This window comes from Foetidibacter luteolus (assembly GCF_009650435.1).
Taxonomy (GTDB): Bacteria; Bacteroidota; Bacteroidia; order Chitinophagales; family Chitinophagaceae; genus Foetidibacter; species Foetidibacter luteolus.
On record NZ_VVIP01000038.1, the window covers coordinates 70,453 to 85,341 of the forward strand.

14 protein-coding genes are annotated in these 14,889 nt (G+C 44.9%); 2 read left to right on the forward strand and 12 right to left on the reverse strand.

Annotation, left to right across the window (positions count from 1 at the left end; translation table 11 throughout):
• Positions 1 to 160: 160 nt before the first annotated feature.
• The 6 genes from F0364_RS11395 to F0364_RS11420 form a co-directional block, all read right to left on the reverse strand.
• Positions 161 to 403 carry a hypothetical protein gene (locus F0364_RS11395; RefSeq protein WP_153797908.1) on the reverse strand — a complete coding sequence of 81 codons (243 nt, stop codon included), beginning with the start codon at positions 401 to 403 and terminating at the stop codon, positions 161 to 163.
• Complete coding sequence (locus F0364_RS11400; RefSeq protein ID WP_153797909.1) at positions 364 to 726, reverse strand: hypothetical protein; 363 nt, start codon at positions 724 to 726, stop codon at positions 364 to 366. The genes F0364_RS11395 and F0364_RS11400 overlap by 40 nt, the downstream gene beginning before the upstream one ends.
• 88 nt (positions 727 to 814) lie before the next feature.
• Positions 815 to 1,825 (reverse strand): WD40/YVTN/BNR-like repeat-containing protein, encoded by a 1,011-nt coding sequence (locus F0364_RS11405; RefSeq protein ID WP_235921067.1) that lies wholly within the window; start codon positions 1,823 to 1,825, stop codon positions 815 to 817.
• 262 nt (positions 1,826 to 2,087) lie between these two features.
• The gene (locus tag F0364_RS11410) at positions 2,088 to 3,263 is read right to left on the reverse strand and encodes a trans-sulfuration enzyme family protein (RefSeq protein ID WP_153797910.1); all 1,176 of its coding nucleotides are present in this window, start codon (positions 3,261 to 3,263) and stop codon (positions 2,088 to 2,090) included.
• A 60-nt stretch (positions 3,264 to 3,323) separates the two neighbouring features.
• On the reverse strand, positions 3,324 to 3,746 hold the full coding sequence (locus F0364_RS11415) for an OsmC family protein (RefSeq protein WP_153797911.1): 423 nt from the start codon (positions 3,744 to 3,746) through the stop codon (positions 3,324 to 3,326).
• A gap of 111 nt (positions 3,747 to 3,857) precedes the next feature.
• Entirely contained in the window at positions 3,858 to 5,318 is a 1,461-nt protein-coding gene (locus tag F0364_RS11420) for an MFS transporter (RefSeq protein ID WP_153797912.1), read from the reverse strand.
• Between the two features lie 336 nt (positions 5,319 to 5,654).
• Here F0364_RS11420 and F0364_RS11425 point away from each other — a divergent pair, with 336 nt between their 5' ends.
• Positions 5,655 to 8,366 carry a T9SS type B sorting domain-containing protein gene (locus tag F0364_RS11425; protein ID WP_153797913.1) on the forward strand — a complete coding sequence of 904 codons (2,712 nt, stop codon included), beginning with the start codon at positions 5,655 to 5,657 and terminating at the stop codon, positions 8,364 to 8,366.
• Between the two features lie 273 nt (positions 8,367 to 8,639).
• Here F0364_RS11425 and F0364_RS11430 read toward each other — a convergent pair whose 3' ends face one another.
• From F0364_RS11430 to F0364_RS11450, 5 genes are all read right to left on the reverse strand, one after another.
• A complete protein-coding gene (locus tag F0364_RS11430) occupies positions 8,640 to 9,224 on the reverse strand; it encodes a hypothetical protein (protein WP_153797914.1) in 585 nt (194 codons plus the stop codon).
• Positions 9,225 to 9,386: 162 nt separating this feature from the next.
• Positions 9,387 to 9,998 (reverse strand): fumarylacetoacetate hydrolase family protein, encoded by a 612-nt coding sequence (locus F0364_RS11435; protein WP_153797915.1) that lies wholly within the window; start codon positions 9,996 to 9,998, stop codon positions 9,387 to 9,389.
• 128 nt (positions 9,999 to 10,126) lie between these two features.
• Positions 10,127 to 10,702 (reverse strand): aminoacyl-tRNA hydrolase, encoded by a 576-nt coding sequence (gene pth, locus F0364_RS11440; protein ID WP_153797916.1) that lies wholly within the window; start codon positions 10,700 to 10,702, stop codon positions 10,127 to 10,129.
• A 66-nt stretch (positions 10,703 to 10,768) separates the two neighbouring features.
• On the reverse strand, positions 10,769 to 11,362 hold the full coding sequence (locus tag F0364_RS11445; RefSeq protein ID WP_153797917.1) for a 50S ribosomal protein L25: 594 nt from the start codon (positions 11,360 to 11,362) through the stop codon (positions 10,769 to 10,771).
• A gap of 44 nt (positions 11,363 to 11,406) precedes the next feature.
• A complete protein-coding gene (locus F0364_RS11450; protein ID WP_153797918.1) occupies positions 11,407 to 12,360 on the reverse strand; it encodes a ribose-phosphate pyrophosphokinase in 954 nt (317 codons plus the stop codon).
• A 119-nt stretch (positions 12,361 to 12,479) separates the two neighbouring features.
• Here F0364_RS11450 and radC point away from each other — a divergent pair, with 119 nt between their 5' ends.
• Positions 12,480 to 13,169: a RadC family protein gene (gene radC, locus F0364_RS11455; protein ID WP_153797919.1), complete on the forward strand. Its 690-nt coding sequence runs from the start codon at positions 12,480 to 12,482 to the stop codon at positions 13,167 to 13,169.
• A gap of 474 nt (positions 13,170 to 13,643) precedes the next feature.
• Here radC and F0364_RS11460 read toward each other — a convergent pair whose 3' ends face one another.
• A complete protein-coding gene (locus F0364_RS11460) occupies positions 13,644 to 14,492 on the reverse strand; it encodes an SdiA-regulated domain-containing protein (RefSeq protein ID WP_207632620.1) in 849 nt (282 codons plus the stop codon).
• Between the last annotated feature and the right edge of the window lie 397 nt (positions 14,493 to 14,889).

Below are 14,889 nucleotides of genomic sequence, written 5' to 3' on the forward strand. Positions count from 1 at the left end.
TTCTTAACTTAATGACATTGGGCTGCCGGGTGAGGAATTGAAGCGGCATGCCTCCAAAAAGCAACTACTAAAAATGAAGTGCCCAAATAGATAAGGTGTTTGATTTAGAATTTTACATGTAGATGGCATTCCATGGCTTGCAAGGATAGAGGTATATTGTTTATACAGCAGCAATTATCCAGCTAATCACCTGGTTAACCATCAGCATCTCAATATTGCTGTGACTTACCGTAACACCCCGCATTATGCGTTTGGTAAGGATAATGTTTTCTATTGCCGTGCCGACAACTTCTGCAACAGCGGGCATGCCGTAAGAACGCAAGGGAAAATTGGGACTGCCCTGGTAAACGTTGATATTCTTCTTTACATTGGCGGAAACCTGGCGGTTGATGCTGTGAACCATGGCCCATTGGCTACATCTATTGTAATCAGCAGTTGTACCGGATATTTATGCTTTAACCATCTTGCAAGCTGTAATACCACATCGCCGCCTTTGCTGTAACCGTACAAAACAATAGCAGTACCAGACGGCATATTACTGAAATATCTTTGCAGCCTGCGCAGTGCCTGGCCAAAATCAAGAAAGTAGTTATAATTAACGGCAATCACTTCATCAAAGTGCGGCGCTATAGCGCCTTTTATAAGCTTTGTGCCTTTGGAAATACCACGCATGCCAGAGAACAAATCTGAGCCGCCAACCAGCATGGCTATTCTTTTATGAGACATGCTTGATATGGATTTTGTATGTGCCGCTGCAAGCGACAGAATACCGTTACGCAACTCAAAGTTCCGGAGGGCAAACCAACCCAGTCATCTAAAAAACAAGCCTTCCAATTTTGGTATTTGCACCTGTAAAAAATATGGCATCGCTGTTTTTCGCTTTACGTACCGCATGAAAACTTTCTCCGCTGATCTTTTTCCAGTTAATGCCGTTATCCTTACTTATGTCAACACCGTTTAATCCACAGGCTATAATATCTCCGGAAGAAATAAAAGCGACACCGGAATGGTAGCTGAATGGCGTTTTGGGCAGTGTGGCAAACCGTGGATTGGCAGCTTTGGTAAACTGGTCGAAGAAAACGTAACAACTGTCGCTGCGGTCTTTTTTGCTGAAATCGCCCCCCACGATAGCGATGTTACGGTTAAACACGGCAATACCGTTGCCACCGGTGGTTTCCCCGCCTTTCATAACAGGAATATTAAATGCCGTGGTATTGTAGAACAACCTTGAGTTAACGCCGCCCGTAATAACCAGGAAGTTGTTGCCCCGCAGCAGGTGAATATTGCTGCCGCTGCTGGCAAAACAGGCTTCACCCGCATCTACAGCCGGACGTTTATCCATTGGGGCGGGCTGCCAGGTTTCGCCGCCATCGTTGGTAAATGCAAGAAACAATTTTCCATTAATTGGGTCGCCTATCACTACGCCGCTCTGGTTGTCATAAAAGTCCATCGCATCCAGGAACATCCCTTTGGTGGTATCGGCAAAAACCTGTTTCCAGTTTTGGCCGCCATCAGTTGTTTTCAGGATAACGGCAGGCTCCGCAATAGCCATGATAATGGCTGTTGTGGCACTAAACGCTTCGATATCGCGAAAGTCTCTTTTTTCAAAACCGGGCACCGTTTTCCATTCCCATGTATGGCCACCATCTATAGAGCGGCCTACATTGCCATTACTGCCACTTACCCATACCACATCGTCATCTACAGGGCTCAAGCCCCTTAAAGATGCACGGGAACCGTTGGATAAAACATCTACCCGCTGGGCAAAACAAATGGTTGCAAAGATGGATAGTATAAGACACAGCAAAATTTTCATTCGTTTCATAAGTGCACTTTGTTAACCGTTTACAAGCCGGCGCAAACGGCATAGCAATACTACGAAACTACAAGTTTTGCTGAGCCAGGAAGCCAGAAGTTTATCGCGGCCGGCAACTTTAGTCTTCGCTTAACTGTCGCCATAAAAAACCGGACGTACAAGTGAGTGACACAACGGAAGCTTCATGGTAGTTCCTGCTGCCGGGCCAATAAATATGTACGATGTAAGATGTACAATGTGAGATGTAAAATATCCTGCACCTCACAAGCCTCTATCCAAGCGCCTGAACAATATCCCTGATAACATCATCCACATGCTCCAGCCCTACAGAAACCCTTATAAGGCCGGGCGTAATACCAACGGAGGCCCTTTCTGCGTCGCTGAGTTTGGAATGTGTAGTGCTGGCAGGGTGAGAAGCAATGCTGCGGCTGTCGCCCAGGTTGGCCGTCATGGAAAGCAGTTGCAGGCTGTCCAAAAATTTGCGTCCGGCTTCCAGTCCGCCTTTAATTTCAAAACAAACAATGCCACCACCTGCTGTCATTTGCTTTTTGGCAATATTATACTGCGGATGGGTTGGTAGAAATGGATACTTTACCCATTCCACACCGGGGTGCTCTTCCAGCGCCTGCGCTACTTTTAAAGCGCTTTCGCAATGGCGCTGCATGCGCACATCCAGCGTTTCAAGGCTTTTGCTGAGTATCCAGGCGTTAAAGGCAGACAATGAGGGGCCGGTGTTGCGGCAGAAGAGATAAATTTCCCTTACCAGCTCTGCATTACCCACAATAACGCCACCCAGCACACGGCCCTGGCCATCAATCCACTTGGTGGCGGAGTGTACAGAAAGGTGTGCGCCAAACTCAATCGGGCGCTGCAGCAATGGTGTTGCAAAGCAGTTATCTACGTTTAAAATAAGGTTGTGTTTTTTGGCAAACTGCCCGGCCCATTCAAGGTCAATAATCTCCAACTGTGGGTTGGTGGGCGTTTCCAGGTAAACCATTTTGGTATTGGGCTTTACAGCGGCTTCCCAGGCAGCGTCATCGTTGGCTGGTACCAGCGTGCAGTCAATGCCATATTTAGGAAGATATTTGGTAACAATGGTGTAGGTGCTGCCAAAAACCGAGCTGCAGCAAATAAGGTGGTCGCCCTGCTTTAATAAAGCAAACATGGAAGAAAATACCGCCGCCATGCCGCTGGCTGTGGCAAAACCGGCTTCCGCACCTTCCAAGGCACACATTTTTTGTACAAACTCATCCACGTTAGGGTTGCTGAAGCGGCTGTAAATATTGTCATCGCTCTCCTCGGCAAACGCGGCACGCATGGCTTCGGCTTCATCAAACTTAAAACTGCTGGTAAGGTACAAGGGTGTGGAATGTTCCATTTGCCAGGTTGACGGCGTTTGAATACGGACTGCCTGTGTGGCGGGGTGTAATTTCGCTTTATCTAACATAATTGCCTGCTTTAAATTCTCTAGTTTACTGTATTGCATTAAGTGCGGTCACGGCCTTCTTTATTCGTGTACAAATACCTGCCATTTCAGGCTGGCCCCCGCGGCTGTTAGTGTAGCGGATACAGAGCAATACTTATCTATTGAAAGTTCAACGGCACGCTTTGCTTTGTCTTCATCCACCTTGCCGTAAATATGAAACTCTATCTGTATGTCTTTCCATAACGATGGCTCTTTGCCCTGCTCACGTTCGCCATTAACCACCATTTTGTAGTCCCTCACCTCCTGCCGTTGCTTTTTCAGTATGCTGATAACGTCAATGGCACTGCAGCCTGCCAACCCCATTAATAGCATTTGCATGGGGCGAACGCCAAAATTCTTGCCGCCGCTGTCAGGGCTGGTATCCATTCTAACGGTATGGCCGTTGGCATCGGTTGCTTCAAAACCAAAATCGTCCTGAACACGGGCTAACTCAATCTTAATCATTGCTATCAAATTATGGACGGCGAAATTATTTCATTTTGCAATAACATGTGTTAGGAAGATGCGGGACATGAGGATATATGATGCGAGCCTGCCTGAATGGTACAAAGTTCCTCAGGTAGCTTTCCTGCGCACCATGCTCCAAAATTGTTCATGCCAGTGCACCAGGTTGCCTATCAAAAAATTTTCTTTCAGGTTGTTCTTTATGCTGCTGCGCATAATGCGTACCACCACATCTTTTTCAACCTCGCCGGCTTCTTTTACCTGCATTAATAATTGCATGGCGCCAAGGGCCAGTACCGCGCCGATTAAAAACAAAAAATTCCATTCGTGCAAAGAGATAAGGTGCAGCACTTTCTCCATCCTCGGCCCTTCGTAATAGGCGTTTACCACCAGGTGGCGCTTTTCAAAAAAGTCGGCCATATAACCGCCAATTAACGGGGCAACGGAAGAAAAGAAGGCGGTAATGATATTTTTGGCAGACAGATAAACAATCGCTTCGTTACGGGGGGCCAGCTTAAGCCCGATATTGGTAAGCGAAAGATTAATGCCCGCATTGGATATACCCATAAAAATATGAATGATAACCAGCAGTATAATGTTGGCATACATGCGGGTATAAATACCTACAAAACACCAGGCAATAATGCACAGTATATACAGCGGGGCGCCAATGGCTATAATAGTTTTGTTGCTGTACCTGTCAGCAAAAATGCCCCAGATGCGAACGGTAAAAATATTGCTTAGCTGGCTGATGATGGTAAGCCCTATAACATAAGACAGCGACAGTCCAATGTTCTTCATCATATATACCGTAAAAAACGGAATAGCTATATTAAGCGCAAACACCCAGGCGCTGTTAAACAGCAGCAACCTGCGGAAGTTGCCATCTTTAAGGGGCTTTTTCAACAGGGTAAAAATGTTCTCGTTCAGCATCTGGCTTTGCGGTTCGGGCGTTCTTGACAAAAACAAAACCCCCGTAATTCCAATAAGCCCGCCGGCAATATACATCCACGAATAAGTGGTAGCCAGCCTCGCCGGAAAATGGTCTTTTACATAGTCCACAAACAGGGCCAGCACAATGCTTAATACCACGTTTACGGTTTGCATATAGCTGTTGCGTTTGGCAAAAAAAGTACCAAGGCTGTTTTCTGGTACCAGGTCTTTCATCCAGGCATTCCAGCTTGGGCCAGCCACTGAACCAAAAAAATAAAAGAAAAAGAGGAAAATTATCAACAGGTTGATAGATGCCGAGTTATTAAACAACACCATTGCCCCAACAATAACCAGCGGTATACGTGCCAGTAAAGAACAAAATACACTTACTGCGCGGCGGTTATTGTACCGTTTAACCAGCCAGATAGACAGCAACTGGAATATATTGGTAAACGTGGGCAGCGAGGCCAGCAAGCCTATCTGAAAGTTGGAAGCGCCCAGCAACAGGCCAAAAGAAACCAGGAAAGCGCCGCCAATCAATGCGTTCATGGCTTCGGAAGCCAGCCCATCGGTTATTACCAGTTTTAAGCCGGTTTGCACATCCTGCTCCGTTAAAATTTTCTGTGGCCTTAAATTCATACACCGGGTTTTAATTGTTTTTGGCGCAAGCGTTAGCCCATCAATTTCAATGATTGTACCAAAGCTGGCCTGCCTGTAAAAACAGGCGCCCCCCGGCATTTATTTTTGGTGACGGGCATATGGTTTTTCATGGCGACCAGGTTGCGTCGCACTACGTTCATCGTTCGGTTCTTTGTGGTGCTGTTCAGGCCCATATAGATAAAATACCAGCCCCGCCGGAAAAATTTCCCGGCAGCCGGGGCTTAAAAAAAGCGGCTAAACTTTAAGCACGTGGTGTAACGTAAATAATTATTTTTGGCACTTAAACAACGCTAAACTCATCAACCTTACACCCCGATGAAACAATTCGTGCTGCTGGTATCCTTACTGCTTATTTCAGGTATCTGTGCCTGTTATGGCCAGGATTGTCCCCCCAACCTTGATTTTGAAAATGGAGATTTTTCGCATTGGGAATGCCTTAGGGGTATTACTTACGCGGATGGCGATGGAAAAAATATTATTGAACTAACAGATACAGGTGTTATCAGCGGCCGCCACGAAATACTAACGATGGACTCCGCTTCATCCAAAGACCCTTACGGCAACTTTCCCAAGCTGTGCCCTTACGGCGGCAAGTACTCGGTTAAACTGGGCAACGATAATACCGGCGCCGAGGCAGAGGGCTTAAGATATACGTTTACGGTGCCTTCTACTGTAGACACTTTTACCTTCACCTATTTTTATGCCGTAGTTTTCCAGGACCCCAACCACTCCTCTTTTGAGCAGCCCCGTTTTTTTGTAACGGCTTATGATGTAGCCACAAACGAGGTAATTAACTGTGCCTCTTTTACCTATATTTCCAATGGCACATTGCCGGGTTTTGAAAAATCGCTGGTTAGCGGAGATGTGTTGTTTAAAAATTGGTCGCCGGTATCGCTGCAATTCGCCGGGCTGCAGGGGCGTACCGTAGCCCTGGAATTTAAAACTGCCGATTGCACGCTCGGCGGGCACTTTGGGTACGCCTATGTGGATGTTGCCAGCGGATGTACCAATATACTGGCAACGGCGCCGTATTGCGCCGAAACCAATTCATTGTTGCTGAATGCGCCTTATGGCTTTCAAACCTACACCTGGTACAACCAGGATTTCAGCAAAGTGATAGGCAATCATCAGTCCATCACATTATCGCCGCCACCTGCTGTTACAGGTTCTTTTTACGTGGATGTAATTCCCTACCCCGGTTATGGATGCAGGGATACCTTCCAGGCAACGGTACTGCCCCTGCCGGTTCCACCGCCACCGGAAGCAAAGCCCGCTTATACCTATTGCCAGTTTACCGGCACACAGCAAGTGGAAGCAACAGCACTGCCCGGTAACGAGTTGTTATGGTATACGGCGGATACACTTTCCCAACCGGCCTTTATTGCACCGCAACCATCGTCTTCGGCCGTAGATACTTTTGTATACTATGTTTCTCAAAAAGTGCTGTTTGGTTGCGAAAGTTTTCGCAAAAAAGTTACGGTAGCCATAGACCGTACCCCGGTAACGTCTTTTGTGATCAATAGCAATTCGCGGCAATGCCAGAACGGCAACCAGTTTGCTTTTTCCAGCACATCCACTAACCTAACTAACAGCGTATTCACCTGGATATTGGGCAACAAAGACACCATATCATCCGCGAAGGACAGTGTTATCAGTTACAGTTATAAAGACCATGGGAATTATTATGTTAAACTAAGGGTTACCAATTCAGAAACCTGCAGTGATGAAATGGCTTTGCCCGTTACGGTGGTGCCTAAACCTATTGCCAGTTTTACGCATCCCCCGGTTATCTGCGAGCAGCAAACCCTGGTTAATATCTTAAATACATCCCAGGTGCCGGACTGGTTGGCTAATATTAATAAGTGGTGGTGGCGCATTAACAACACAGAAGAACATACGGAGCACCCGGTTTCGTTTACACCCGGTGCACCGGGGAGCATACAAATAGAACAGGTGGTAACCACAGAAGAAGGCTGCCGCTCTGATACCAACCGTTTACTGCTTCCTATCTATCACCGTCCGCAGGCTGCTTTTACATTTAGCCAGCCTTTGTGTAATAACGAAATTATACGCTTTACCGATGCCTCTTTTTTACCACAAGGCGCAACAGGGCAATCAGTATCCAAATGGCATTGGCAGTTTGCCAACCCCGCCACCTCTCAGGCCCAGCACCCCGCTGTTAATTTAGTAGCAGGCCTGCAAACAGTAAGCCTGGTGGCCGAGAGCAATTATGGCTGCATGAGCATACAGGCAGACTCCCTGTTGTTGGTACACCCTAAACCGCATATTGCTTTATCCATTAATGATTCCTGTATTAAGCGTTACATACATTACAAGGCAACAGACCTCTCAAACTCAGTAAATAAGTGGTATTGGGATTTTGGTAATGGTTTTAACACCGGCGATACGCTGATTACCAGGATATACAGCAAAGAAGGCAACAGGCCTTTAACGCTAATGGCAGAAACCATCCACCATTGCAAAGACACTATTGTAAGGCCGTTTGTTATTTACGACAATAAGGCTTTTGCCGGTAAAGATACGGTTGCCGCCTGGGACCAACCCGTGCAGCTAAATGCCAATGGCGGCCCGCATAACCAATACACATGGACACCAGCCCTTGGCCTTGACAACCCTTTTAGCGAAACGCCCGTTGCCACGCTTGACCATGACCAATGGTATCAGTTGGATGCCCTTACAGACAAAGGCTGCGATGCACACAGCAAAATTTTTATTAAGCGCTACGATGGCCCTGAACTGTATGTACCTACCGGCTTTACGCCCAATGGAGATGGCCGCAATGATGTACTGAAGGTAATACCCGCAGGCACATTGCGATTTGACTTCTTTGCCGTTTTTAACCGGGCGGGGCAACGCTTGTTTTATACAAAAGATTACCACAAAGGATGGGATGGCTACATCAATGGTAACCCGGCGCCTGCGGAAACATATATTGCCTATGCTGTTGCCACAGATTATAAGGGAAAACCGCTGGTAAAAAAAGTGCCCGTTGTTTTAATACGATAATGACAACTGTATTCGCCATAAACCTTTGCGGACATGGCCGGGTGTTACATAGTGGCGAATAGAATTACCGGACGTAAAAGAGTGCGACGCAACGGAAGTCTGATAGTAGCCATGCTGCCGGGTCCATAAAAAAACAACGGCGTAGCCGTTATAGGGTAAAAATTTTTATAGGCCAAACAGTAGAAACCAACAGGAGGCTTTCGTTGCGTCGCACTCTTGTACAGTTGAATCGCTATGCAGCTTTTCCCGCAGGGTAGAGAAGAGATAAAGCCCTTACTGCTTTGCTTCGTAGCTGCGCAATATTTTAAATTTTAGCTGGCCATTTTCATCACTCACTATATTATACTGTATTCCGCGGGTAACGCCGGTAGGTTTAATATTGGCTGTATCGGATGTGTTGAATACCGGAAAGCGCCTTATCAGCATGCCTTCCAGAAGCATAAAATGGTCTTGCCCCCGGTAGCCTTCTTTTAGTTTCTGGTCATCCAGTATATCAGGAAAATAGATGGGCCGCATACCCTGGTTTTTTTCTGAAGTTATGGCCAGCACGGTTCCATAGGCGCCACCTTCACCACTGTACACATACAGCAGCAGTTCGGGAAAACCATCAGCATTAAGATCATCAACTTCAGTTTTATTTACCCGGCCCCTTACAGGTATGGTAACATCCCTTACCGTATTTTCAAACCCAACCGGCTTAATGCTAACATCATTTTTGTCAGCATTTTTATTATTGCAAAACACTTTATAGCCCGTTTTTCCCAACGTTACGGTAGTATCAACACGCCTTCCCTGCGCACAAAGCGCCGCCACTGCACAACTTAAACTCAATACAAGGCATAATTTTTTTACCAACATATCTAAATAATTTAAACAGCATTAAGGGGCTTAAGATATAGAATATTTGCTAAAAGGTTGTTGTTTATCAAAACCAGGATGTATTTCCGGAAAACAAAAGCCCTTTGCCGCAGTAAAAACGGCAAAGGGCTATAAATTTATACCAATGCTGATGCAGGTAATCTATTTTACTTCTACTTCAAACATCTCTTTGTCTTCCACAAACCCTTTCAACACATCTCCAACCACACACTCACCTACCCCTGCAGGCGTGCCGGTAAAAACAAGGTCGCCAATGTTAAGGGAAAAGTATTGGGAGATATGTGCGATAATTTTATCAAAAGAAAAGATCATTTCTTTACTGTTACCTTTTTGAACTGTTTCGCCATTAAGTGAAAGCGAAAATTGTACTGGTTTTTTCAGCAGTTCCGGTGTAAGGTCAATCCAGGAGCCGATAACCGTGGAATTATCCCAGGCTTTGGCTTTTTCCCATGGAAGCCCTTTCTTTTTAAGCTCATTCTGAACATCCCTGGCAGTAAAATCAATACCCGCTGTAATGGCATTGTAATACTTATTGGCATGGTGCGGCTGAATGTACTTTCCGTTCTTTGAAATGCGGAGTACAAGTTCTACCTCGTAATTAAGCTCATTTGAAAATTCAGGATAATAAAAAGGCGTATTGGATTGTAGTAAAGCGCTTTTAGGCTTAATGAAAATAACCGGTTCTTCCGGTATCTCATTCTTTAGTTCTTTAGCATGTTCAATGTAGTTACGGCCAACACAGAAAATCTTCATTAGATATTGTTTTTATAAATATTAACCAAGCAATAAAATCTTTCTTATGGATTGGTGCTGTTAACAGCAAGGGTTAGTTATTACTTGCATTATATTCTTCGCTAATTTAGGAAAACATTTCAATCCAACTATTCAAAGATTAAATTATTCGCAAGATTCATGGTTCTTTCAACCCCTATTGTTGCAAAATTTTCAATAATCTCTGTGCATTTTTCAATTTTTCTATTAATCATAGCAATCTCTTCAGGAAACCATTTTCCCAGCACATAATCTACCTGCATGCCTTTTGGAAAATTGTTGCCAATACCAAATCTCAGCTTTGGATATTTATCTGTGCCCAGCACAGCCTGTATATCCCTAAGTCCATTATGTCCGCCATCGCTTCCACCTGGCCTAAGCCTTACCTTATTTATGGGCAAGGCCAGTTCATCCACTACGGTAAGCGAATTTTCGAGTACTATTTTTTCTTTGTCAAGCCAATACTTAAAAGCTTTTCCGCTCAGGTTCATATAAGTAGTAGGTTTAATGCAGATAAAAATCCGCCCTTTCCATTTTACTTCAGCCACTTCAGCCAACCGCTCGGTTTTAAATACACCCCCATGTTTAGACACGAAAGCCTGCACCACATCAAAACCTATATTGTGGCGTGTATGAACATATTCCGTACCAATATTGCCTAAACCGGCAATTAAAAACTTAGACATTTGAGATTTGTATTTAAAAAAAAGCCCTGCACAAATGTACAGGGCTCCAAAACTGTAAGAAACAGGTTATTTTTTCTTCTCGTCCGCTTTGGCGGCAGAAGCTTCTTCTTGTTTTAACTGGCGTGTCATAACCACAGAAGCGATGGGGATGCGTGGAGAATTCAGGATTTCCATGTTATCCGCCTTTACATCTTCAACACGGATGTTGCCATTCAGTTCAAGGGCAGTAATGTCAACCTCAATGTTCTCTTTCAGGTATTTAGGTAATGTTTTAACCTTTAAAGACTTCATTTTGGTAATAAGCTTACCACCTTCTTTTACACCCACCGAAGTGCCGGTAAATTTTAAAGGAAGCGTAGCTATTACTTTTTTGTCTTCAACAAGTTCCAGCAGGTCAACATGCGCAAGCGTGTCGGTAACTTTGTCAAACTGCAGGTCTTTTAAAATACAAGTGTAGCTCTGGCCATCAACCTGTACTTCTGCCAACTGAAATTCCGGTGTGTAAACCAAAGGCTTGAAAGCCTTAGCCGGAGCAGAGAAGTTAATCTCCTTAGCACCCCCGTAAATTACACCTGGCACTGATTCCTGAGAGCGAACCTGGCGGGTGGCTTTTTTGCCGAATTCGGTCCTCAGTTGTCCTTCGATTGTAACTGTTTTCATTTGTTTTATTTTAATTAAAGAAAGAACTCTTTTGCAGCCCCGGCCTATTTTTTATTTCTCAGTTGAGAATGTATAAACAGGCTGGTAATGCTTTTGTTTTCGTAGGCGTTGCGTATGGCTATAGCGAACAAATCTGCCACGGAAACAACTTTTATTTTTCTGCTGGGTTGTTTAAGCGGTATGGTATCGCATACCACCAGCTCATCCAGTACACTGTTCTCAATGGTTTCGTAAGCCTTTCCGCTTAGTATCGGGTGCGTACACAAAGCTCTTACACTGGTTGCGCCCTTGTCCATTAAAAGACCGGCGGCTTTTGCAAGGGTTCCCCCGGTATCGCAGATATCATCTATCAAAACAATATCCCGGCCCGTAACATCCCCAATTACTACCATGCTGGCTATTTCGTTGGCACGTTTGCGGTGCTTATCGCAAATAACCATTTCAGCGTTAAAATAACTGGCAATTTCCCTTACACGGTTGGTACTTCCCACGTCAGGGGCCGCAAAGGTAAGGTTTTGCAGCTTAAGTTGTTCAATGTAAGGGATGAAAATGGCGGAACTGTCCAAATGGTCAACAGGAATTTCAAAGAAAGCCTGTATTTGCGGGGCATGCAGGTCCATTGTTATCACACGGTTGGCGCCAGCCGCCTCCAGAAGGGTGGCCACCAGCTTTGAGCCAACGGCTACGCGGGGTTTGTCTTTCCTGTCTTGCCTGGAAAAACCGTAGTAAGGTATTACCGCAATGATTTTATAGGCGCTGGCCCTTTTTGCCGCATCAATCATCAGCAGCAGTTCCATCAGGTTTTCCATGGGGGCAAAAGTGCTTTGCACCAGGAAAACATAGTCGCCGCGGATGCTTTCGAGAAAAACCGGCTGAAATTCGCCGTCGCTGAATTTTTGGATATTTACCTGGCCAAGTGTGGCGCCGAAACACTGAGCAATTTTTTCCGCCAGTTCACGGGAGCCGGTACCGGAAAAAATTTTTACTGAAGGACCCATACTGTAAATTATATTGGCAGCGAAGATAACAGGTAGCATTAACGATGCCAATGATTTTTTGGCATTGTGATTAAAAATTATCAGGCTGTGCGTATCTTCTCAAAAAGTTTCCGGTATCAATGAAAACAAACGGTATTAAGAACTGGGCAGAAGATGACCGCCCAAGAGAAAAACTACTGCTGAAAGGCACTGAAAGCCTCAGCAATTCCGAGCTTATCGCCATCCTCATCAACAATGGCACGGTAGAAAAAAGCGCGGTGGATGTGGCCAAAGATTTACTGCAGGCCACCAATCACGATTTGCAGCAACTTAGCAAGCTTACCGTAAAGGAATTACTGAAGCTAAAAATAAAAGGCATTGGCCCGGCCAAAGCGGTAACCATTGCCGCCGCCCTTGAGCTGGGCATACGCCGTGAACTGGCTGATAAAAAACGGACAGTTATCATTCACAGTAAAGACATTGCCGAGTACCTGCGGGCACAGCTACAATACAAAAAACATGAAGTTTTCGCGGTTATATTCTTAAATCTTGCCAACAAGGTAACCCATTACGAAGTGGTAAGTGAAGGCGGCATCAGTGGTACGGTTGCAGATCCGCGCATCATATTAAAGAAAGCGCTGCAGTACGATGCCACCAGCATTATATTGTGCCATAACCATCCCAGCGGCAGCCTGAAACCGAGCCGGCAGGATGAAGCGCTGACTTATAAAATAAAGGAAGCGGCTTCGTTTATAGACATACGGGTTATGGACCATATTATTGTTAGCGAAGATGGCTATTACAGTTTTGCCGACGAAGGAATTTTGTAAATATTCACTGACCAAAGCAACATTATAATACCGGCTGACGGTATTTCATGGCATCGCCTGTTGCGTCGCAAGCACTTCATCGGTTGGTTCTCTGGGCAACTTTTCAGTCCCGGATAGAACTGGTGCGTGGAGACACGCACCAGGGAAAAGAATATCGGACAAGGAACAAGGAATAATGAATGTTGAATGTCCCCCACTCACTATTCACCATTCACAAACTGAATATCGGACAAGGAACAAGGAATAATGAATGAAGAAGGAGAATACAGCTATGGCTATTTTCCCTCTTGCGATTCACGATTTACCACTTGCGGAATGAATATCGGACAGGGAACACGGAATGTTGAATGGAGAATAAAACACCCCACTCACCACTCACCATTCACCACTTGCGAAATGAATATCGAACAAGGAACACGGAATGTTGAATGGAGAATAAAACAACCCACTCACTATTCACCACTCACCATCCCCCTACTTACCTGTATATTTAAACATCAATATGTCAGCATCTTCGTCTTTGCCTTCGTTGGAAACATACAGGTTTCCAGCCTTATCAAACGCTATGCCTTCCGGCTGCCGGAAAAGGTTGGGCTTTAGCTTGTAAGCCTGTTTTACTTTAAAATTTTTGTCGGCAACTACCAGTAGTTTGTTAACAGATGAAATGATATACCATTCCCCGGTAAGTGGGTGCAGAGCCAGGGCAGACGGGTGAAGACTTAGCTTCTTTTCTTCTGCCAGCAATTCTTTCACGTCAGTTACATCCAGGTGGTAAATGGTATCTGCGGTATAAGTAAAATCCGGTGTTCTTGTTAAACCATAAATTCTCACAGAAGTTGAGGGCTTATCCCCCTTGCAATTTTTACACATAATAAAAAGCTTGCCACCTTCACCGGCAAACAGGCCTTCATACTCATCTTTGGGTATGGCATCTTTGGTTACCACAGCACTGTCAATACGTTCCGCATAAATAGCATTTACCGGAAAGCTGTGCAATTCGCCATTGCTTTTCATCACCACAAACCTGTCCGCGTCAACGGTTACATCTTCGTAATCGCCGGGTTTTCCAAATTTTACTGAATCCGGTTTTTTCTTTTTCAGGTTAAACCAGAAAAGTTTGCCGTCTTCATCATTAATAGCATATAATGTATCTGGATTGTTGTTTAAAAAACAGATACCCGAAATTTCGTGTAACGATTCTGCCAGCCCGGTAATGTCAGCTTCTTTCAGGTTGTACCCTGGCGGACTTTTAAACGTAACAGTTTGGCAGGAGGCCAGCACAAGGAAGAAGGAGAAAATTACACTTAATATTTTTCTGCTCATACTGTAAAAATAACCATCTGCTGAAAAACTTTTTTGATATTTAATTCGCAAGTGGTGAATGGTCAATGGTGAATGGTGAATAGTGAGTGGGAGACATTCAACATTTATTGTTCCCTGTTCGATTTTCATTTCGCAAGTAGTGAATCGTGAATCGCAAGTGGGGGTAGCGGATGCGCTGTATCCCCTTCTTCATTCAAATTCCTTGTTTGATATTCATTTTGTGAATGGTGAGTGGTGAATGGTGAATAGTGAGTGGTGAATAGTGAGTGGGGGACATTCAACATTTATTATTCCTTGTTCGATATTCATTTTCGCAAGTAGTGACTCGTTAATCGCAAGTGGGGGGTAGCGGATGCGCTGTATCCCCTTCTTCATTTAACATTCCTTGTTCCTTGTT

Excerpts from the sequence above, each read along its gene's own strand:
- F0364_RS11435 (WP_153797915.1), bottom strand. The coding sequence starts at position 9,998 with ATGAAGATTTTCTGTGTTGGCCGTAACTACATTGAACATGCTAAAGAA.
- F0364_RS11410 (WP_153797910.1), bottom strand. The coding sequence starts at position 3,263 with ATGTTAGATAAAGCGAAATTACACCCCGCCACACAGGCAGTCCGTATT.
- pth (WP_153797916.1), bottom strand. The coding sequence starts at position 10,702 with ATGTCTAAGTTTTTAATTGCCGGTTTAGGCAATATTGGTACGGAATAT.
- F0364_RS11415 (WP_153797911.1), bottom strand. The coding sequence starts at position 3,746 with ATGATTAAGATTGAGTTAGCCCGTGTTCAGGACGATTTTGGTTTTGAA.
- F0364_RS11400 (WP_153797909.1), bottom strand. The coding sequence starts at position 726 with ATGTCTCATAAAAGAATAGCCATGCTGGTTGGCGGCTCAGATTTGTTC.
- radC (WP_153797919.1), top strand. The coding sequence starts at position 12,480 with ATGAAAACAAACGGTATTAAGAACTGGGCAGAAGATGACCGCCCAAGA.
- F0364_RS11450 (WP_153797918.1), bottom strand. The coding sequence starts at position 12,360 with ATGGGTCCTTCAGTAAAAATTTTTTCCGGTACCGGCTCCCGTGAACTG.
- F0364_RS11430 (WP_153797914.1), bottom strand. The coding sequence starts at position 9,224 with ATGTTGGTAAAAAAATTATGCCTTGTATTGAGTTTAAGTTGTGCAGTG.
- F0364_RS11445 (WP_153797917.1), bottom strand. The coding sequence starts at position 11,362 with ATGAAAACAGTTACAATCGAAGGACAACTGAGGACCGAATTCGGCAAA.
- F0364_RS11420 (WP_153797912.1), bottom strand. The coding sequence starts at position 5,318 with ATGAATTTAAGGCCACAGAAAATTTTAACGGAGCAGGATGTGCAAACC.
- F0364_RS11460 (WP_207632620.1), bottom strand. The coding sequence starts at position 14,492 with ATGAGCAGAAAAATATTAAGTGTAATTTTCTCCTTCTTCCTTGTGCTG.
- F0364_RS11425 (WP_153797913.1), top strand. The coding sequence starts at position 5,655 with ATGAAACAATTCGTGCTGCTGGTATCCTTACTGCTTATTTCAGGTATC.
- F0364_RS11395 (WP_153797908.1), bottom strand. The coding sequence starts at position 403 with ATGGTTCACAGCATCAACCGCCAGGTTTCCGCCAATGTAAAGAAGAAT.
- F0364_RS11405 (WP_235921067.1), bottom strand. The coding sequence starts at position 1,825 with ATGAAACGAATGAAAATTTTGCTGTGTCTTATACTATCCATCTTTGCA.